General features: G+C 37.8%; 20 protein-coding genes. All 20 read left to right on the top strand.

Annotated elements, in window-relative coordinates; all coding sequences use genetic code 11:
• The first annotated feature begins 26 nt into the window (after nt 1–26).
• The 20 genes from aroH to RGU12_RS14365 all read left to right on the top strand — a co-directional run bounded on the left by aroH (nt 27) and on the right by RGU12_RS14365 (nt 18,786).
• Nucleotides 27–404 (top strand): chorismate mutase, encoded by a 378-nt coding sequence (gene aroH, locus RGU12_RS14460; RefSeq protein WP_309536720.1) that lies wholly within the window; start codon nt 27–29, stop codon nt 402–404.
• A 293-nt stretch (nt 405–697) separates the two neighbouring features.
• On the top strand, nt 698–2,215 hold the full coding sequence (gene trpE / locus RGU12_RS14455; RefSeq protein ID WP_309536719.1) for an anthranilate synthase component I: 1,518 nt from the start codon (nt 698–700) through the stop codon (nt 2,213–2,215).
• A complete protein-coding gene (gene trpD / locus RGU12_RS14450) occupies nt 2,208–3,233 on the top strand; it encodes an anthranilate phosphoribosyltransferase (RefSeq protein ID WP_309536718.1) in 1,026 nt (341 codons plus the stop codon). Before trpE ends, trpD begins: the two co-directional genes overlap by 8 nt.
• Entirely contained in the window at nt 3,223–4,002 is a 780-nt protein-coding gene (gene trpC, locus RGU12_RS14445; RefSeq protein ID WP_309536717.1) for an indole-3-glycerol phosphate synthase TrpC, read from the top strand. Before trpD ends, trpC begins: the two co-directional genes overlap by 11 nt.
• Nucleotides 3,983–4,636, top strand: a complete 654-nt coding sequence (locus RGU12_RS14440) for a phosphoribosylanthranilate isomerase (protein WP_309536716.1) — start codon at nt 3,983–3,985, stop codon at nt 4,634–4,636. The genes trpC and RGU12_RS14440 overlap by 20 nt, the downstream gene beginning before the upstream one ends.
• Nucleotides 4,620–5,852, top strand: coding sequence for a tryptophan synthase subunit beta (gene trpB, locus RGU12_RS14435; protein WP_309536715.1), 1,233 nt, complete (start codon nt 4,620–4,622; stop codon nt 5,850–5,852). Before RGU12_RS14440 ends, trpB begins: the two co-directional genes overlap by 17 nt.
• The gene (trpA, locus tag RGU12_RS14430; protein ID WP_309536714.1) at nt 5,815–6,639 is read left to right on the top strand and encodes a tryptophan synthase subunit alpha; all 825 of its coding nucleotides are present in this window, start codon (nt 5,815–5,817) and stop codon (nt 6,637–6,639) included. Before trpB ends, trpA begins: the two co-directional genes overlap by 38 nt.
• 131 nt (nt 6,640–6,770) lie before the next feature.
• Nucleotides 6,771–7,868 carry a histidinol-phosphate transaminase gene (gene hisC / locus RGU12_RS14425; protein ID WP_309536713.1) on the top strand — a complete coding sequence of 366 codons (1,098 nt, stop codon included), beginning with the start codon at nt 6,771–6,773 and terminating at the stop codon, nt 7,866–7,868.
• Nucleotides 7,869–7,927: 59 nt separating this feature from the next.
• Nucleotides 7,928–9,040 carry a prephenate dehydrogenase gene (locus tag RGU12_RS14420; protein ID WP_309536712.1) on the top strand — a complete coding sequence of 371 codons (1,113 nt, stop codon included), beginning with the start codon at nt 7,928–7,930 and terminating at the stop codon, nt 9,038–9,040.
• A gap of 27 nt (nt 9,041–9,067) precedes the next feature.
• Complete coding sequence (gene aroA, locus RGU12_RS14415) at nt 9,068–10,366, top strand: 3-phosphoshikimate 1-carboxyvinyltransferase (protein ID WP_309536711.1); 1,299 nt, start codon at nt 9,068–9,070, stop codon at nt 10,364–10,366.
• Nucleotides 10,367–10,499: 133 nt separating this feature from the next.
• Nucleotides 10,500–11,438 carry a hypothetical protein gene (locus tag RGU12_RS14410; RefSeq protein ID WP_309536710.1) on the top strand — a complete coding sequence of 313 codons (939 nt, stop codon included), beginning with the start codon at nt 10,500–10,502 and terminating at the stop codon, nt 11,436–11,438.
• A 20-nt stretch (nt 11,439–11,458) separates the two neighbouring features.
• A complete protein-coding gene (locus RGU12_RS14405) occupies nt 11,459–12,712 on the top strand; it encodes a tetratricopeptide repeat protein (RefSeq protein ID WP_309536709.1) in 1,254 nt (417 codons plus the stop codon).
• Nucleotides 12,713–12,975: 263 nt separating this feature from the next.
• Nucleotides 12,976–13,512, top strand: coding sequence for a ReoY family proteolytic degradation factor (locus RGU12_RS14400; protein ID WP_116352356.1), 537 nt, complete (start codon nt 12,976–12,978; stop codon nt 13,510–13,512).
• An 83-nt stretch (nt 13,513–13,595) separates the two neighbouring features.
• Complete coding sequence (locus RGU12_RS14395; protein WP_309536708.1) at nt 13,596–14,123, top strand: YpiF family protein; 528 nt, start codon at nt 13,596–13,598, stop codon at nt 14,121–14,123.
• 192 nt (nt 14,124–14,315) lie between these two features.
• Entirely contained in the window at nt 14,316–14,831 is a 516-nt protein-coding gene (locus RGU12_RS14390) for a Rieske (2Fe-2S) protein (protein WP_309536707.1), read from the top strand.
• Nucleotides 14,832–14,834: 3 nt separating this feature from the next.
• A complete protein-coding gene (gene qcrB, locus RGU12_RS14385) occupies nt 14,835–15,509 on the top strand; it encodes a menaquinol-cytochrome c reductase cytochrome b subunit (protein WP_116352354.1) in 675 nt (224 codons plus the stop codon).
• 156 nt (nt 15,510–15,665) lie between these two features.
• Nucleotides 15,666–16,433 (top strand): menaquinol-cytochrome c reductase cytochrome b/c subunit, encoded by a 768-nt coding sequence (locus RGU12_RS14380; RefSeq protein WP_309536706.1) that lies wholly within the window; start codon nt 15,666–15,668, stop codon nt 16,431–16,433.
• Nucleotides 16,434–16,546: 113 nt separating this feature from the next.
• Nucleotides 16,547–17,137 (top strand): lipoprotein heptaprenylglyceryl N-acetyltransferase LhaT, encoded by a 591-nt coding sequence (lhaT, locus tag RGU12_RS14375; protein WP_309536705.1) that lies wholly within the window; start codon nt 16,547–16,549, stop codon nt 17,135–17,137.
• 63 nt (nt 17,138–17,200) lie between these two features.
• The gene (ypjB, locus tag RGU12_RS14370; RefSeq protein ID WP_309536704.1) at nt 17,201–18,001 is read left to right on the top strand and encodes a sporulation protein YpjB; all 801 of its coding nucleotides are present in this window, start codon (nt 17,201–17,203) and stop codon (nt 17,999–18,001) included.
• 110 nt (nt 18,002–18,111) lie between these two features.
• Nucleotides 18,112–18,786 carry a zinc metallopeptidase gene (locus RGU12_RS14365; RefSeq protein WP_116352350.1) on the top strand — a complete coding sequence of 225 codons (675 nt, stop codon included), beginning with the start codon at nt 18,112–18,114 and terminating at the stop codon, nt 18,784–18,786.
• The last annotated feature ends 26 nt before the right edge of the window (nt 18,787–18,812 follow it).

Below are 18,812 nucleotides of genomic sequence, written 5' to 3'. Positions count from 1 at the left end.
AGCAAGACGCAAAAGGAGGGGCAGAGTTGATAAGGGGAATACGTGGTGCTACAACAATTGAAAATAATAATAAACAAGATATTTTAGCTGCAACTGAAAAACTTTTACGTGACATGATTTCTGAAAACAAGATTGATGCAGAAGATGTTGCGCAAATAGTATTTTCAGTAACAGATGATATTGATGCGGCTTTTCCTGCAGCCGCTGCAAGACAAATTGATGGTTGGTCATTTGTTCCGGTAATGAGCATGAGAGAGATTCCGGTTCCGGGATCGATTCCAATGTGCATTCGTGTCATGATGACAGTGAATACAACCGCAAAACAACAAGAAATCCAGCATATTTACCAAGGTGGAGCTGTAGTGCTTCGACCAGATCTTACAACTGTCAAAGAAAATAATTAAAAGCAATGCATTGACAAATAGGGAATGCATACGATAAGATAATTAAAACATTTAGTACATTTAGTATAGTTAGAGTTTAGTGAGTTTTCAGTTAAGAATTTAGAGTTGAGTTTAGGGTAGACGAGAATGAGAGAGTTTAGCTGAGGTTAGCAGAGTTTACAATGTTTACTTCTACCCAAAGATACGAACGTGTCTTTGGGTTGTTTATTTTTATCGTTTTTTATAAAAAGCGATCCCAAATTTTATATACCTCCTAAACCTCATTCTCCATATTACATGGAGGAGTGAGCCTATTGAATACGTATAATTTTTCCTCGTTTGAGTCCGATGCTAAGCTATATCGGACAATTCCAATCGTCAAACGTTTCTTAGTTGATACGTTGACACCCATTCAAATTTTTCAAAACTTAAAGAACGAAGCATCCTTTCTTCTTGAAAGTAAGGACCATGAATCTGATTGGTCGCGATATTCATTTATCGGCTTAAAACCATTTCTGTTCATGAATGAAAAGAACGGTCATTATTATGTAAAAAACGAAAATCAACAGAGTTTGGTAAAAAAACACACAATGAAGGATGCCTTTAACTGGATCAAGGATTATCTCGTCATAAAGCCGCTTGATATCGAAATTCCCTTTTATGGAGGGGCAGTTGGTTATATTGGCTATGATGCAATCTCAACCTTTGAAAAAGTTGAAGAACACTCAAACAATGATTTAAATATGGAACGCTACCAATTTTTCTTTTGTGAAACGATTTTGGCGTTAGATCACCATTCGCGTGAATTGATTGTCGTTCATTTTATTCGATTGAATGGTGGCGAAGATAAACGGATTCAAAAAGCCGTTTTTGAACATGCCAATTCAAAAATCAATATGTATTTATCGCGAATTATTCAAAACAAAGAGCAAAGCGAAATGTTACTGCTCCCAAAACTACATGAAATACCGAATGTGACTGATATCAAAACCAACTTTGAAAAACAAGATTTTCTAGATGCGGTTAACAAAATAAAAGACTATATCACCGCTGGAGATATTTTTCAGGCTGTTTTATCACAGCGTTTTGAGATTCCGGTTTCAGTAAGCGGATTCCAGCTCTATCGTGTTTTACGGATGGTAAATCCATCACCTTATTTATTTTATATCAAAATCAATGACATAGAGATTGTTGGGAGTTCTCCTGAACGCTTAATTAAAATTCATAATAAGCATCTTGAAATTCACCCGATTGCAGGGACCAGACGGAGAGGGAAGACGAAAGAAGAGGATGAAGCACTTGCAACAGAATTGCTTCAGGATGAAAAAGAGAAGGCAGAGCATTATATGCTAGTTGATTTAGCAAGAAATGATATCGGCAGGGTGTCTACATTTGGTTCGGTTGAAACGCCTGTACTTATGGAGGTTGGTCGATTCTCACATGTTATGCACATTATCTCAAAGGTAACAGGTGTGTTAGATGAGAAAATTGACCCACTGGATGCATTACTTGCTGCCTTTCCAGCTGGAACTGTATCTGGAGCACCCAAGATTAGGGCGATGCAAATTCTTTCAGAACTAGAACCAACCGCACGAAACTTGTACGCCGGTGCCATTGCTTATATTGGATTTGATGGAAATATTGATTCATGTATTACAATTCGAACAGCGATCATTAAAGATGGTGTAGCATATGTCCAGGCAGGAGCGGGAATCGTCGCAGATTCGGTACCTGAACACGAATGGATGGAAACGGTTAATAAAGCGAGTGCATTGATTCAAACCATTCAACTAGCTCAAGAGGCTTTTGAGAAGGAGGATATTCATGTTTAAACAACTTTTAAATAAATGTATCAACGGAGAGGTTTTAACGGAAGAAGAAAGCTATCAAGTGATGGATGTAATCATGTCCGGAAAAGCAACAGCTAGTCAAATTGCGAGCTTGCTTTCGATTCTCCGTTTTCGTGGTGAAACGGTTGATGAGATTACAGGCTTTGCTAGAGCAATGAGAGAGCATATGATGCAGCTTGATTATGAAAGTGATCAAGTGATTGATACATGTGGAACAGGCGGGGACGGTGCTTCTACCTTTAATATTTCAACAGCATCAGCAATTGTTGTATCTTCCTTAGGAATAAAGGTTGCAAAGCATGGAAATCGAGCAGTCTCATCTAAAAGTGGTAGTGCCGATGTTTTAGAGTATTTAGGTGTTGAAATACAATCAACTGGAAAAGAGGCAAAAGAGGCATTAAGCAATCGAAATATGAGCTTCTTGTTTGCACCTATATACCATGCTGCAATGAAGCATGCGGTTACACCTAGACAGGAAATCGGATTTCGTACCATTTTTAATCTATTAGGACCGATGGCTAACCCGGCTAGATGTAAAAAACAGGTACTGGGTGTTTATTCAACAGATTATGCTGAAAAAATGGCAAATGCCCTTGGAAAGCTCGGTTCTGAGCACGTTTTATTCGTCTCAGGTCGTGATGGACTAGATGAATGCAGCATTACAACTGAAACAGATGTTGTGGAATTAAAAGATGGAGAGATTACAAGATTTGTCCTGTCCCCTGAAGATGTTGACCTTCCACGTGGAAACATGGAAGATATTCAAGTTTCTTCTGTTGTTGAAAGTGCAAACCTATTACGGGATGTCTTATATAGTAAGGCTAATCAAAGTGCTACGAATATTGTTTTATTAAATGCAGGAGCAGCGATTTATGTTTCTGGAAGAGTAAATAGTATTCGTGAAGGTGTAGAGTTGGCAAGAGAAGCCATTGTAACTGGAATTGCGAGAAATCAATTTGAGCAACTAAGAAGTCGTGAGGTGGAGTACTATGCTAAATAAAATACTTGAACAAAAGAAAGTTGAAGTGGAAAACATCAACTACCCTGAAATAGATTGTGAGGTTGAAAGAAAGTCATTAAACTCCGCACTTTCTAACCCAAATCGTTCACTTGGGATTATTGCCGAGGTGAAAAAGGCATCACCTTCAAAGGGGATCATACGGGAAGATTTTCATCCAGTCGCGATTGCTATGGAATACGAGGAAGCTAGAGCGGATGCGATTTCTGTGTTAACCGATGAGCGATTTTTTCAAGGTTCGATTAATTATTTAATGGACATTAAGAAAAAAGTAAACATCCCCGTGTTACGTAAAGACTTTATTGTTGATGCAAAGCAAATCAAACAAAGTGAAAAAATGGGGGCCGATGTTATTTTGTTGATTGGAGAAGCACTCGCTCCTAATCAATTACATGAGTATTATTGTGAAGCTTATGAAAGGGGATTAGAGTGTTTAGTTGAAGTCCATTCACGAGAAACTTTGGAACGGGTTTGCAGCATTTTTACCCCGGAAATTCTAGGTGTTAATAATCGGAATTTAAAAATATTTGAAACTTCGATTACCCATACAGAAGAAATCGTGAATGATGCTCCTTCAGACAGTTTAGTCGTTAGTGAAAGTGGAATTCATACTCCACAGGATCTTAAAGACATTATTCGATATGGAGCAAAGGCTGCTTTAATTGGAGAAGCATTTATGAGAGCATCATCCCCTGGAATCGGGATTAAACAAATGTTTGGTGAGGTTCCCTATGCAACAACCTCTCATTAAATATTGCGGGAATAAATCGTTTGAAGATGTACAGGTTGTTGCGAAAAGCAATGCTCATTACATCGGATTTATTTTTGCGAAAAGTAAACGCAAAGTAAAGTCTGCGGATGTCAGTGTATGGTTGGGCAAGTTGGATTTACGGGATAAAAAAACGGTAGGGGTCTTTGTCAATGCAGAACTAAAAGAAATCATAGATGTATTGGCAAAAGTCTCATTATCCGTTATTCAATGCCATGGAACGGAGTCAGTTGATTTTATTAAACAAGTTAAAAACAAAACGGGTTTACACGTATGGAAGGTCATTCATCATGATGAGCTAGGTATTCAGAGGATGAAGGAGTTTGCCGGTGTTGCTGATGGATATGTTGTTGATACAAAGGTTGCAAATATGTGGGGGGGATCTGGGGTTTCGTTTGATTGGAAGTCCATCCCTGTTTATCAGCAGGAAGCAAGAGAACAGGGAGTTCCCTGTCTCATAGCGGGTGGAATTGATTCTACTAATATCGAAGAACTACTTAGCTATGAGATTGATGGATTTGATATCTCAAGTGGAATTGAATGTGAAGGTAAAAAAGATGACACGATCATACAAACAATAGAGAAATGGGTGGATACATGTGTTGAACGTACCTAATAAAAATGGAAGATACGGTGATTTTGGGGGGAAATTTGTACCTGAAACATTGATGATGCCATTGGAAGAAATAGAAAAGGCATTGGAAGAAGCCTATAAGGATAAGGAATTTCATAATGAATATATTCGTATTTTAAAAGAATACTCAGGACGTCCAACAGCACTTACATTTGCTGACAATTTAACAAGAGAACTGGGTGGGGCTAAGATCTATCTAAAGCGTGAGGACTTAAATCATACCGGAGCACACAAAATTAACAATGCCATTGGTCAAGCTCTCCTTGCCAAAAGAATGGGAAAGAAAAAGATTATTGCTGAGACGGGTGCTGGTCAGCACGGTGTAGCCGCTGCGACAGTTGCTGCAAAGTTTGGGTTGGAATGTAAGGTCTTCATGGGTGTGGAGGACATTGAAAGACAAAAACTTAATGTATTCCGAATGAGACTTTTAGGTGCTGAAGTAATTCCTGCTACTAGTGGTAACCAAACATTGAAAGATGCAACAAATGAAGCCATTCGATATTGGGTCCAGCATTGTGAGGATCACTATTATATGATTGGATCGGTAGTTGGTCCTCATCCATATCCAAAAATGGTCCGTGATTTCCAACGGATCATTGGTGATGAAGCAAGAGAACAATTCCTAAAACGTGAAAACAAGTTGCCAACTGCAGTAGTTGCATGCGTTGGTGGTGGAAGTAATGCAATGGGAATGTTCTACCCGTTTTTAGAAGATGATGTACGCTTAGTAGGTGCTGAGGCTGCTGGTAAAGGTGTGGATACTTCCCTACATGCAGCTACAATTACAAAAGGTACAAAGGGCATTATTCACGGCTCACTTACACTTCTTCTTCAAGATGAGCACGGTCAAATTACAGAACCATATTCGATCTCTGCTGGACTTGATTATCCAGGAGTAGGACCTGAACATGCGTTTCTTGCCAGTAGTGGACGAGTTAAATATGAAAGTGTAACAGATAAGGAAGCACTTGATGCCTTACAAATGCTAACTCGTGTTGAAGGGATTATTCCGGCAATTGAATCTGCGCACGCAATTGCAAAAGCTATTCAAATGGCGAAAGAAATGTCACCTGAAGAATCGATTCTCATTTGTTTGTCAGGTCGTGGTGACAAAGATGTCCATTCCCTTATGACATACCTAGAAGAAGGAGGAGCTACAAATGAACACAACCTTTACGAACCGATTGTCCAAGGCTGAAAAATTATTTATTCCATTTATCGTTGCAGGTGATCCACATCCAGATGTGACGATTGAAATTGCACTTTCCTTGCAAGAGGCAGGTGCTTCTATCCTTGAACTAGGAATTCCATATTCAGATCCATTAGCAGATGGACCTGTCATTCAAAGAGCATCTGCTCGGGCTTTAAAAAATGGAGTTACATTGGAAAATTCGATGAATCTTGTCTCGAAAATGAGAAAAAAAGGACTAAAAATTCCTGTAATTATCTTTACCTATTACAATCCTGTGCTACAATTAGGAGAAGAAAACTTTTTCGCTTTAGCGCGACAAAATGGTATAGACGGATTGCTAGTACCAGACCTTCCTTTTGAAGAAAGTGAAGACCTCAGAAGAAGGTGTGAGGAAGAGGGATTGAAGTTTATTTCTCTTGTAGCTCCAACTTCTTCCAGCCGCATTGAAAAAATCGCCACACATGCACAAGGATTCCTATACTGCGTATCATCTTTAGGTGTTACAGGTGTTCGAAATTCCTTGAACAATGAGGTATACTCATTTTTAAAAGAGGTTAAACGATATAGCGATATCCCAGTGGCAGTTGGGTTTGGTATCTCGAGTTCTTCCCAAGTAGAAGCACTTAAGGACCATTGCGATGGGGTAATCATGGGAAGTGCCCTTATCCGAAAAATTGAAGAGCATCTACCTGAATTAGTCAATGAGGAAACAAGAGCTGCCGCCTTATACCATTTCAAGAATTTTATTAAAGATGTTTTGCAACCTATCAACTTTTTTCAGCAGAAGTCCTAAATACTCTGAAAAAAGTTTAAGCCTCCGGCGGATGCCACGATTTTTTAAAGGGAATTTTTTCGAACTTGCTCGAAAAATCGGAAGCAAATACGCCAAGGCGCATTTGATTAAGATAAGAGGTGTAGCTTGAAATGAATATCAAAGAACAATTATTGGATTTAAAACCATATCAACCAGGTAAACCGATTGAGGAAGTCAAGCGGGAATATGGTTTAGAAAAGATTGTGAAACTAGCTTCAAATGAAAATCCATATGGATGCTCAGACAATGCAAAAGAGGCAGTAAAAAATAGCTTAGATTCATTTGCAATTTACCCTGATGGCTATGCTACTGAGTTAAGAGAAAAGCTTGCAAAACATTTAGATGTGGAAGGCACACAGCTTCTCTTCGGTAATGGATCAGACGATGTCATTCATATTATCGCAGCAGCATTACTTGCACCTGGGAAAAATACTGTAATGGCGCATCCATCATTTTCTCAGTATAAGCATAATGCAATTATAGAAGGAGCTGAGGTTCGTGAGGTTGAGCTAATTGATGGCCATCACGATCTTGATGGAATGCTCGCGCAAATCGATGAAAATACGGAAATTGTGTGGGTGTGTTCACCAAATAACCCTACAGGAGTATATGTTAACTCAGAAAAATTGCATGCCTTTTTAAAACAAGTTCCTAGTCATGTTCTCGTAATTATGGATGAAGCTTATTATGAGTTTGCAGTAGATGAACAGGATTATCCGGATACAGTTTCCTTGTTGAATGACTATCCAAATCTTCTTATTTTAAGAACGTTCTCGAAGGCATACGGTCTTGGTGGACTGCGTGTTGGTTATGCAATCGGAAATCGTGATTTTATTAACAAAATTGAACCTGTACGTCAGCCTTTTAACTCCAATCGTGTTGGTCAATTAGCAGCTGCAGCTGCATTGGATGATCAAGACTTCATTACAGCCTACGTTGAAAAAAATAAAAAAGGTCTGCAACAGTTCTATACATTCTGTAAGGAAAATAATTTAGCTTATTACCCATCGTTCGGAAATTTCATTTTGATTAATTTTGAACAACCAGGGGATGATGTATTTCACTATTTATTGGAACGGGGCTTTATTGTTCGTTCAGGAAATGCATTAGGCTTTCCAACTAGCGTTCGAATAACAGTTGGCACAGAAGAACAAAATAGTGAACTCATTGCATTACTTACAGAAATGCTTAAAAATCAAAAGAACTAAGACTATGGGGGTTGAGCATAACCCCCATTATGTGTTTCTTATACGGTGGTGACGACAAGATGAATAAAAATGTTTTAGTCATTGGACTTGGATTAATTGGGGGATCAATTGCACTTGCGATAAAAAAGGAACACCCTGACATTAAAATATACGGTTTTGACACTAATACCGAAATACCGTTGCTAGCAAAAACGTTAAAAGTGATTGATGAAGTGGTTCTGAAGTTAGAGGATGTAATACATATATGTGATTTTATTTTTATAGCAGTTCCCGTAAAGCAAACAATAGATATGATTCATGAACTTAGCTCATATCCACTAAAAAAAGATGTCATTGTGACAGATGTGGGAAGTACAAAACAACAAATTGTTCAAATTGCAGATTCCACTTTTGAAAATCTTGGTGTCAGCTTTGTTGGTGGCCATCCGATGGCAGGCTCCCATAAAAGCGGGGTTGTTGCTGCAAAGGAGCATTTATTTGAAAATGCTTTTTATATTTTTACCCCTCATAATGAGAAACCATCAAGTAAATTTGCTGTTGAGCAGTTAAAAGTTTTATTAAACGGAACAAAAGCTAATTTTGTGATTATGACACCAGAAGAGCATGACCGTGTTGCTGGGGTTATTAGTCACTTTCCGCATATAGTTGCAGCAAGTCTTGTCCATCAAGCGCAAAAATATGATAAGGAAAATGATCTTGTTCGTCCATTAGCAGCGGGAGGTTTTCGAGATATTACTAGAATTGCATCTAGCAATCCATCAATGTGGCGTGATATATTAATACAAAATCAAAGTGTTTTGCTAGATCTGTTTGAAAAATGGATTGATGAGATGGAGAAAATCCGAAATTTCGTGGCAAATGGTAAAGCTGATTATATTTATGATTATTTTATGGATGCCAAAAATTTTCGTGATGGACTTCCTACACGTACAAAAGGTGCGATCCCTTCCTTTTATGATTTATATGTTGATATTCCGGACTATCCAGGTATCGTTTCTGAAATTACGGGACTTCTTGCGCAGGAAAGGATAAGCATTACAAATATTAGAATTATCGAGACGAGAGAGGAAATCTATGGAGTGCTAAGAATTAGCTTCCAAAGTGATGAGGATCGTCAGAAGGCTAAAATATGTATTGAAAGCAAGACTAGTTACGATACATATAATGGTTAATGGAAAATGTTTTCTAGGGGTGGTATTTTGGATTTACTAAAACTACGTACAAATATTACTGGTTTAAATGGTTCAATTGATATTCCCGGTGATAAGTCAATTTCCCATCGTTCAATTATGCTTGGAGCCATTGCACAAGGTAGAACCGTTGTGGATAACTTTTTACTAGGGGATGACTGTCTAAGTACGATTAGCTGCTTTGAAAAATTAGGTGTAAAGATTACACTGGATCATAATCATGTTGAGATAGAAGGAGCAGGTTTCGATGGGCTACGTGAGCCAGTTGAGGTTCTGGATACTGGTAACTCAGGAACGACGACTAGATTAATGGTTGGTCTTCTTTCCGGTGTGCCGATTCATACCTGCATGATCGGTGATGAGTCGATTGCCAAAAGACCAATGAAACGTGTGACTGACCCACTCCGTCAAATGGGGGCTAAAATAGACGGTAGAGAAGACGGCAATTTTACACCGTTAGCGATTCGTGGTGGTTCCATAGAGGGGATAGACTTTACTTCTCCTGTAGCAAGCGCACAAGTAAAATCCTCAATTCTTTTAGCAGGTTTGAACGCTGTAGGGACAACATCTGTAACGGAGCCTCATAAATCGAGAGACCATACCGAACGCATGCTACGTGCTTTCGGATGTGAGGTTGAAGAAGATGGCCTTACTGTAAAATTAAAAGGTGGTCAAAAGCTAACAGGGACAAATATTGAAGTACCTGGAGATATTTCCTCTGCCGCTTTTTTCCTAGTTGCAGGAGCAATTGTACCAAACAGTCGAATTACGTTAAAAAATGTAGGAATGAATCCAACGCGAACAGGAATTATTGATGTTTTAGTTAAAATGGGAGCTCGTCTTGAGATTGGTAACGAGAGAATCGAGAATAATGAACCAATTGCTGACTTAACCATTCAGACTTCAGAGTTAACAGGGATTGAAATCGGTGGAGACATTATTCCTCGTTTGATTGACGAAATTCCAGTTATCGCTCTTTTAGCTAGCCAAGCGCAAGGAAAAACGGTTATCAAAGATGCAGCGGAATTAAAAGTGAAAGAAACAAATCGTATTGATACGGTTGTCGGAGAGCTTTCTAAACTAGGTGCGGTGATTGAACCTACTGACGATGGAATGATTATTTATGGTGATAAAAAACAATTGACTGGTGGCGAGGTACACAGTCATGGTGATCACAGAATTGGGATGATGCTGGCTATTGCCGCATGTATTGCAAATAATGAAGTATCTCTATCTGATTCAGAATCCATCTCTGTATCATACCCAAGTTTTTTTGAACATCTAAATGGATTAATTGTAGAAAACTAATGCATAGTGGCCCATGGAATTAATATTCCATGGTTTTTTACATATTTGTAGGAATAAATAACATACATCCTCCGGCTTTCGCATAGCTTGTCTTAAGAAGATTAGTATGCCTAAATGCGAAAGGAGAGGTTTGATGCCATATATATTAGAAAAAGCGAATGTTCTTAAGAATAATAAGGTCATCACATGTTCAATTCTTATAAAAAATCACCGCGTTGATTATATGAAAGAAAACCTCAAAAGACTTTCTTATATGAAAACGAACTTATCACAATATTTATTAACACCTGGCCATGTCATGATAAACTACTCCTTTACAAAAGAATATTCATTTCAATCATTTAAGAAAGAAATGACGGAAAACTATTTGCGAAAAGGTTGTACAACCTTACTTGTGATAAGTGATGTAAAGAATGAGCATGAAATAGCACAATCACTTAATAGCACAAAACACTTTTTATTAAATAGCCCTATTGACTATTATTTAGGTATCCGTATTCCTCTCGAAAGCCTTACGCCATCATTCCTGGTTGCATGTAGACGAAAAAAAATTCCGGTTATCATCGTCACGATTAATAAAGTGGAAGATTTATTCAACGTACCTTGGGGCTGGATTAGGGAATCCTATCATTCTTATCGAATTCCAATTATCCCGGATTGGAAGATGAAGGAGAAGACTGTTTTTAATAGTAATCGAAAGGAACTAATTTGGAAAGAGATCACCGACGATAATCGAATCCCTACCATCCCTCTCTGTCCAACCGCGGATGTACCCCTGTCCATAGACTTTCTAAAAAAGAGTGGGATTTACCCCGATAAAGGCGATATTCGCGTTGGCGGGGAACTGGATTACAATTTGTATGAACATGATTCTATAAGCTATTCAGTTGATGAAAAGCCAACTCTCGATTATCATAATCTTATACCAACTATCACCATGCACAAGGGGAATTTTACAAAAGTAGGTACTAAGGTATACTTTCGTTCCGGATTTGGTAATGAATGTAAGGTGAAAAAACCTGGGTATTTTGTATCTTCCTATGATCATGAAGTATTGGTGAATGAGAGATAGATATGAGGAGTTAATCATTTATGCATAAATTAGATAACGCCATTCAGCTAGTTGAAGATGGAAATGTAGAAGAAGGACTTAAGGTCTTGAAACAACTTAGAGAGTACTCAAATGATGATGAGAAATACACAATTGCTGAACATTACTTTAAGTGGGGCTTTGTCGAGGATGCGAAAGAAATCGTTGAAGAATTGATGTCACGATATCCTGACGAAGGCGAATTATTTGTTTTTTTAGCAGAAATTCTGATTGACCTTGACATGGAAGAGAAAGCAATTGACATTTTAGAGCAAATTGCAGAGGATGACCCCGTATACTTAGAATCCCTTGTTTTACAAGCGGATTTATTTCAAATGCAGGGGTTATTTGAGGTTAGTGAACAAAAGCTTCTGTTAGCAAAGGAAAAGTCCGATGATGAAACAATCATTGACTTTGCTTTAGCTGAATTGTATTCAAGTCATGGCGAATACAACAAAAGTATTCCTTACTATGAGAAAGTTCTACAGAATGGTGACGAAATAGCTGGTGTAAATGTTAACGCTCGAATTGCTGAGAGTTATAGTACAACAGGAAAATTTGAAGAAGCACTACCATATTATGAGGATGCCATCAAGAAACAAGAAGATAGCAATACATTGTTTGGATTTGGTGTTACCGCGTATCAAGCGAAATATTATAAAAAAGCCATTGAAATACTTGAACGACTAAAGGAGCTCGACCCGGACTATTCCTCTCTTTATTTATACCTGGCAAAGGCATATGAAGAAGAAGCTAACTTTACGGAAAGCTTCAAGGTCTTATTAGAAGGACTTGAAGTGGAATCTTTAAATAAAGAGCTTACTTTCTACGCTGGTAAAATATCTATGTTGCTAGGTGATAAGGAAAATACTGAAAAGTACCTTCGTGCAGCTGTGGGAATTGACCCAGGTTATGTGGAAGCAACCTTACAGCTTTCAAAGTTTTTATTGCGTGAGGAAAGATTTGAGGATGTCGTGGAATGCCTAGAATCTGTCATGAGCTATGGTGAGTATGATGAACAATTTGAGTGGGATCTCGGTTTTGCAAAAAATAAATTAGAACAATATTCGGATGCATTAAACCATTACCGTCATGCATATACTTCTTTTAAAGAAACTCCAGAGTTTTTAGAAGAGTTTGGATATTTCTTATTGGAGGACGGAAAAAGACAAGAGGCAGTCGAAGTATTTAAGGAACTCTTAAAGCTGGATCCAATGAAATATGAAATCGAGGCATTAATTTCTGAACTTGAGTAAGGTAAAGTTTTCGTGGTTAAGAAGTGAGTGATAAAAATGAGGTTGAAAAGGACCAAGAAGTTCGAGGCGGCGCAGTTTTGAGTTGCGGAACGTATGTAGTGAATACGTGAGCAACGGAGAAACAAGCCAACGAAGAAATTCAAAGTGTCATTTTTAACCGACTTTTTAACATCCTTGAGAAGGAATTTTTAATGTGATTGTTGAAGTATATCAGTATATTATCATTAGTACTACTCAATACTAGCAGAGGAGGGAAGCGTGCGATGACTACCCCTGTATCTGTCAACGAGAAAAAAGACTTCATACGCTGGTTTCTAAATAATTATCAGCTAAAACGAAGAGAGTGTGTTTGGATTCTAAACTATTTAATGAGTCATGACCAACTCATGAAAAATGTCCACTTTGTTGAGCAGGCTCAATACTGCCCTCGAGGTATTATTATGTCGACGCATTGTGTTGATGATGTACCATTCCGTTTTTATAAGGAAAATGTCATGACAACGGATGCTGAAAAATCATTTCATGATATTCGCCTTAACAGGGAAGAAGAAATTTATATTCAACTTAATTTCAGATCCTCCTTCCATTCTCCAAATTATGTGGCTGTGCTTGAAGAGAATCCATATATGCCAAAGCATCTTCAGGTGAATGAGCAAGATAAAGAACTCGCGAAAAAATTTCTTGAGCAGTCCATCCATATGTTTCAGAAAGAGCATTTGTTAAAGCGAATTGATGAGGCGCTTGACAGACAGGATGAAACAGAGTTTAAAAGGCTGACTGAAAAGCTTAAACAATTATAAAACAGAAAAGCATACATTAGAAGGGGCTGACAACGTGTCAGTCTTTTTTATTTATCCTAAATATGGTATGGTAGTTTGGGAGTTTGGCTAAAAATCGTAAAAAAGAAATGAAAATGATTTTTGTACAGCAAATGGGAAAGGGAGCAGACAAAATGAAATGGATAACGAAGGATATGGATGTTTATTTACAAGCAAAAGAATATGTTGATACAGCAGTGATTCCATTGATACCAGTTTCTCTAGAAGGAAATTTAAAAAATACGGTTTCCATGGGTGAGTTCATTACCATTCTTTCAAATGAAGTGGAGCGACAATTTAAAGGAAGAATTATACTGTTTCCGGCCTTTACGTATTCAAATGGTGAAGTGCTTGATATAGCGAAAAACCGTTTAAATCAGTGGACAAGTGATTTGATTAGCGGTGGTATGAAGCATACCATATTTATTACTTCTGATAGTAGCTGGAAGCAAGTAGAAGCAGATTTAAATGGCTCACTTATTTGGCTGCCAACTTTACCACTTGAATATGTCGAAGAAAAATACAAGCAAACCATGCTTCAGGATCAAATGAAACAGCTTGTTACACTATTTACAAACATCTGGCAAAGGTAATCGTCAACGTTATGGGACTATAACAATAAAAAATTCCTGACTTTTCCTAAGAAAGTCACATAGTTGCCATTGTTTCGGCAAATCCTATTATTGACCTGTACCAAATATTGATATATCATGAGAATGTCCTAGTTTTTAATGTGTACAATTATGTCCGGAGTGGACTTAGCTTAGCATAGAGGGGGGAAAACAATGAGCGAGAATAAACAACGGGTTTCAAGACGTCAATTTCTAAACTATACTCTAACAGGTGTAGGTGGTTTCATGGCAGCTGGGATGTTAATGCCTATGGTCCGCTTTGCAATTGACCCATTACTTCAACCAGAAGCTGAACACGACATGGTACAAGTAGTGAGTGTTGATAAGATTACGAAAGAACCTCAAAAATTTGATTTTAAAATTAATCAAGTTGATGGATGGTATGAATCAGAAGTTCCAAATTCAGCGTGGGTTTATAAAAATGATAAAGGCGACATCATCGCATTATCACCAGTATGTAAACACCTTGGCTGTGCTGTTTCTTGGGCTGAGGATCCAGCTAACCCGGATCGTTTCTTCTGTCCTTGTCACTATGGATTATATGAGAAGGATGGCATGAACGTACCTGGTACACCACCAATGGGTCCATTAGATGTATATGATAGTCAAGTAAAAGATGGTTATTTATATTTAGGAAAAACAAAACCAAACCCTGTAGGAGGAGCGTAATCAATGTTAAATAAGATTTTTGATTGGGTTGACGAACGACTTGATATTACTCCTCTCTGGGCAGATATTGCAGACCATGAGGTTCCTGAGCATGTAAACCCAGCGCATCATTTTAGCGCATTTGTATACTGCTTTGGAGGACTTACATTTTTTATCGTCGTCATCCAAGTACTATCTGGTATGTTCTTAACAATGTACTATGTTCCAGATATCATCAATGCATGGAATTCTGTTTATTATTTACAAAACGAAGTAGCGTTTGGACAAATTGTTCGCGGAATGCATCACTGGGGAGCGAGTCTGGTTATCGTTATGATGTTCTTACATACCCTACGTGTATTTTTCCAAGGTGCTTATAAGAAGCCTCGTGAGCTAAACTGGATTGTTGGAGTTTTAATTTTCTTTGTTATGCTGGCTCTTGGTTTAACAGGTTACTTATTACCTTGGGATATGAAAGCGTTATTCGCAACAAAAGTTACAATCCAAATTGTGGAATCAGTTCCACTTATAGGGCCTTACTTAAAGACCTTAATTGCAGGACACCCTGAAATTATTGGTGCTCAAACATTAACCCGCTTCTTTGCGATTCATGTATTCTTCTTACCAGCAGCATTATTCGGTTTACTAGCTGCTCACTTTATCATGATTCGCCGTCAAGGTATTTCTGGTCCGCTGTAGGATACAAGACTTTGCCTTCTAGTTAGAGGTGTAAAGGATTAATATCTTCAACGAATTACTTTAGATGAAAAGGGCTTTGGGTATGTTCGAAAATTTATTAATGAATTGAACAATCTCTTTTGAATGAAAATTCTCTAAAAAGGAGGGGGACCGATTATGCATCGTGGAAAAGGAATGAAATTTGTTGGGGACTCACGTGTTCCTGTAAGTAATAAAAAACATATTCCTAAGGATTACTCCGAGTATCCAGGAAAAACAGAAGCATTCTGGCCAAACTTCCTATTAAAAGAATGGTTAGTTGGTTCTGTTTTCTTAGTCGCGTTTTTATGTTTAACAGCAGCACATCCGTCACCACTTGAAAAAGTCGCTGACCCTACTGCTGCAGGATATATTCCACTACCAGACTGGTATTTCTTATTCATGTATCAATTGATTAAGTACACATTTGCATCTGGTGATTTCAATGTTATTGGTACGCTTGTAATTCCTGGACTTGCATTTGGAGCACTTTTGCTTGCACCATTCTTAGATCGTGGCCCTGAACGTAGACCATCAAAGCGTCCAGTTGCTACAGGTATGATGCTTTTAGCGTTTGCCTCAGTTGCATACTTAACATGGGAATCTGCATCTCAAGTAGACTGGGAAGCAAGAGCTGAATCTGCGAAAATAGTAGCAGAGGCAGAAATTGATAAGGAATCAGAAGGATACTTATTATATCAAGAAAAAGGTTGTATCGGATGTCACGGTGGTGACCTAGAAGGTGGACCTGCAGGAAAAGCGTTAGTTGATAACGGATTATCTCCTGAAGAAGTTGCCAACATTGCAAAAAATGGTCAAGGGGCTATGCCTCCAGGAATGTTCGAAGGTACTGACGAAGAATTACAGAAGCTCGCTGAATTTATTTCAAGTGTAACTTCTAAGTAAACAAACACAAAGCTGACTTTTAAAGGTCAGCTTTTTTTATACGTTTTTTCTTGACAAGGTAACCGCTTTTAAGAGAATCTTGAGGTAAGAAAATAGGAGAGTTGGTACATAGGATGAAGTGGATTACTTATTTAATGGGACAACGATGGGTGCTCTGGATTCTATTACTTATAAACGTTCCAGGCACAATCTATGGGTATATTTGGTATGAAAGTCAACTAAACATTACGCCGTCAAAATTTTTAGTCTTTGTTCCCGATAGCCCAACGGCAAGCTTGTTTTTTTGTTTTGTATTAGTTGCATTTTTGCTAAGAAGGAATTGGCCGCTTATTGAAGCGTTGGCAATTGTTACCCTTTTTAAATATGGGATTTGGGCAGTGGTCATGAATATTCTTACTTATTTTGTCAACGGTCTGGATATTTATGGGTATATGTTGATTTTTTCTCACCTTGGAATGGCAATTCAGGGACTATTATATGCTCCTTATTATCGCATAAAGCCGATTCATTTGGTGATTGCAGCTGTCTGGACCATACATAATGATGTAATTGATTATGTTTTCTTTATGATGCCAAGATATAGTGTATTGGATCAGTATATTCCTCAGATTGGCTATTTTACATTTTGGTTAAGTATGGTATCCATCTTACTTACTTATTTACTTTGTATAAAAAAAGATCGCTATCAGTTAGAACTTCAATAAATAATTGGTCTACTCTTGTCCAATCTATCATACATTTTAATAGATGTTTGAGGAGGGACAAGTATGAAAATTTCTAGAATTATATGCATTATTTGTTTTATAGTTATGATTCATCCTATATCCATAAACGCTACCTCCACTGAAGAAAACTGGGATAAGCTTGATCAAATTTCCGATCAAGCCCTACAAATGGTGAAGCAGGAAAGATACAAGGATGCTAAGCAATTGTTAACACATTTTTCAAATGAATTCCTTCGAATGAATCAGCGGGATCCATCCTTTTCAATGGATGAACTTCGGATTATTACCTTAACTCATGAATCAGCCTTTGAAGCAGTTACTTCTAGTTCACTTAGCATGGAAGAAAGAGTCAATCGTGTTACCCAATTTCGTTTAGTGGTAGATGCGATGAGGTCTGAGTATCAGCCGATGTGGACAGAATTGGAAGATTCAATAATGACGACGTTTGGAGAAATGAAGGAAACGATTGAAGAAGGCGATAAGGAAACATTTAATCAATTGTTGACTATCTTTCTATCAAAATATAATATGATTCATCCGAGTATTACTGTGGATATCACACCTCAAGACGTTCAGAAGATAGAATCACATATTGCTTTCTTAGATGCATACCGTAACGAAGATTTGAAAACCGCTACTAGAATACAACAGCTTGAGCAAATGGAGTTAGATCTAAAAAAAATGTTCGACCGTATGACGGAGGATGACGCAGATCCGTCTCTAATTTGGGTGATGATATCAACAGGTGGCGCCATTATTCTTACATTAATCTATGTAGGCTGGAGAAAATATAAAGGCGATAAGCAAAAGCGCCAAAAACAGAGAGATTACGAAGACCGCTGACAGTGGGGCATATCCCACTGTTTACTTTTAGGGATTTTGTAAGCAAGTCAATTGACATTGAGGGAGTCTCTAATTAAAATTAAATTATACTATAATTTGGAGGAACAAAAATGATTCTAGTTTATTTCGCTTTGATCATTATCATTCCGATATATGCACAAATTAAAGTTAAGAGTGCATATAAGAAGTATTCACAAATTCCTTCGTCATCAGGTATGACAGGTGCAGAAGTAGCAAGAAGAATACTTGATCAAAATGGATTATATGATGTGAGAATTGAAGAAACACCTGGTTTGCTTTCAGACCATTATGACCCAAGATCAAAAGTTGTGCGACTATCAACTAATAATTATTATGGAAATTCAATCGCTGGTGCAGCAGTTGCGGCCCATGAAGTTGGACATGCGATTCAAGATCAACAAGATTATGCATTTCTTCGTTTCCGTCATGCACTCGTACCGGTTGCGAACATTGGTTCAAACTTTTCATGGATTTTAATCATTGCTGGTATTATTTTTACAATGTCAAACTTAATTCTAGTAGGAATTATCTTTATGGCAGCAGCTGTGTTATTCCAACTTGTTACATTACCAGTTGAATTTAATGCATCATCAAGAGCAATGAACGAAATCGTTTCTGCAGGTGTCATTCGTAACGATGAAGAACGTGAAACAAAGAAAGTGCTAAACGCAGCAGCCCTTACCTATGTTGCAGCAGCAGCAGTTGCAGTGCTAGAACTTTTGAGATTGATCCTTATTTATACAGGTATGACTCGAGAAGAATAAGCAACGAAAGCCGGTTAATCAATGTG

Source organism: Ferdinandcohnia sp. QZ13, assembly GCF_031324165.1.
Classification (GTDB): domain Bacteria; phylum Bacillota; class Bacilli; order Bacillales; family Bacillaceae_L; genus Ferdinandcohnia.
Note: the sequence above shows the minus strand (reverse complement) of the source record. Positions and strands in the feature narration are given on the sequence as shown.

Excerpts from the sequence above, each read along its gene's own strand:
- RGU12_RS14390 (WP_309536707.1), top strand. The coding sequence starts at position 14,316 with ATGAGCGAGAATAAACAACGGGTTTCAAGACGTCAATTTCTAAACTAT.
- hisC (WP_309536713.1), top strand. The coding sequence starts at position 6,771 with ATGAATATCAAAGAACAATTATTGGATTTAAAACCATATCAACCAGGT.
- RGU12_RS14380 (WP_309536706.1), top strand. The coding sequence starts at position 15,666 with ATGCATCGTGGAAAAGGAATGAAATTTGTTGGGGACTCACGTGTTCCT.
- trpA (WP_309536714.1), top strand. The coding sequence starts at position 5,815 with ATGAACACAACCTTTACGAACCGATTGTCCAAGGCTGAAAAATTATTT.
- trpD (WP_309536718.1), top strand. The coding sequence starts at position 2,208 with ATGTTTAAACAACTTTTAAATAAATGTATCAACGGAGAGGTTTTAACG.
- ypjB (WP_309536704.1), top strand. The coding sequence starts at position 17,201 with ATGAAAATTTCTAGAATTATATGCATTATTTGTTTTATAGTTATGATT.
- RGU12_RS14410 (WP_309536710.1), top strand. The coding sequence starts at position 10,500 with ATGCCATATATATTAGAAAAAGCGAATGTTCTTAAGAATAATAAGGTC.
- RGU12_RS14400 (WP_116352356.1), top strand. The coding sequence starts at position 12,976 with ATGACTACCCCTGTATCTGTCAACGAGAAAAAAGACTTCATACGCTGG.
- RGU12_RS14440 (WP_309536716.1), top strand. The coding sequence starts at position 3,983 with ATGCAACAACCTCTCATTAAATATTGCGGGAATAAATCGTTTGAAGAT.
- lhaT (WP_309536705.1), top strand. The coding sequence starts at position 16,547 with ATGAAGTGGATTACTTATTTAATGGGACAACGATGGGTGCTCTGGATT.
- trpC (WP_309536717.1), top strand. The coding sequence starts at position 3,223 with ATGCTAAATAAAATACTTGAACAAAAGAAAGTTGAAGTGGAAAACATC.
- qcrB (WP_116352354.1), top strand. The coding sequence starts at position 14,835 with ATGTTAAATAAGATTTTTGATTGGGTTGACGAACGACTTGATATTACT.
- RGU12_RS14420 (WP_309536712.1), top strand. The coding sequence starts at position 7,928 with ATGAATAAAAATGTTTTAGTCATTGGACTTGGATTAATTGGGGGATCA.
- RGU12_RS14405 (WP_309536709.1), top strand. The coding sequence starts at position 11,459 with ATGCATAAATTAGATAACGCCATTCAGCTAGTTGAAGATGGAAATGTA.
- RGU12_RS14365 (WP_116352350.1), top strand. The coding sequence starts at position 18,112 with ATGATTCTAGTTTATTTCGCTTTGATCATTATCATTCCGATATATGCA.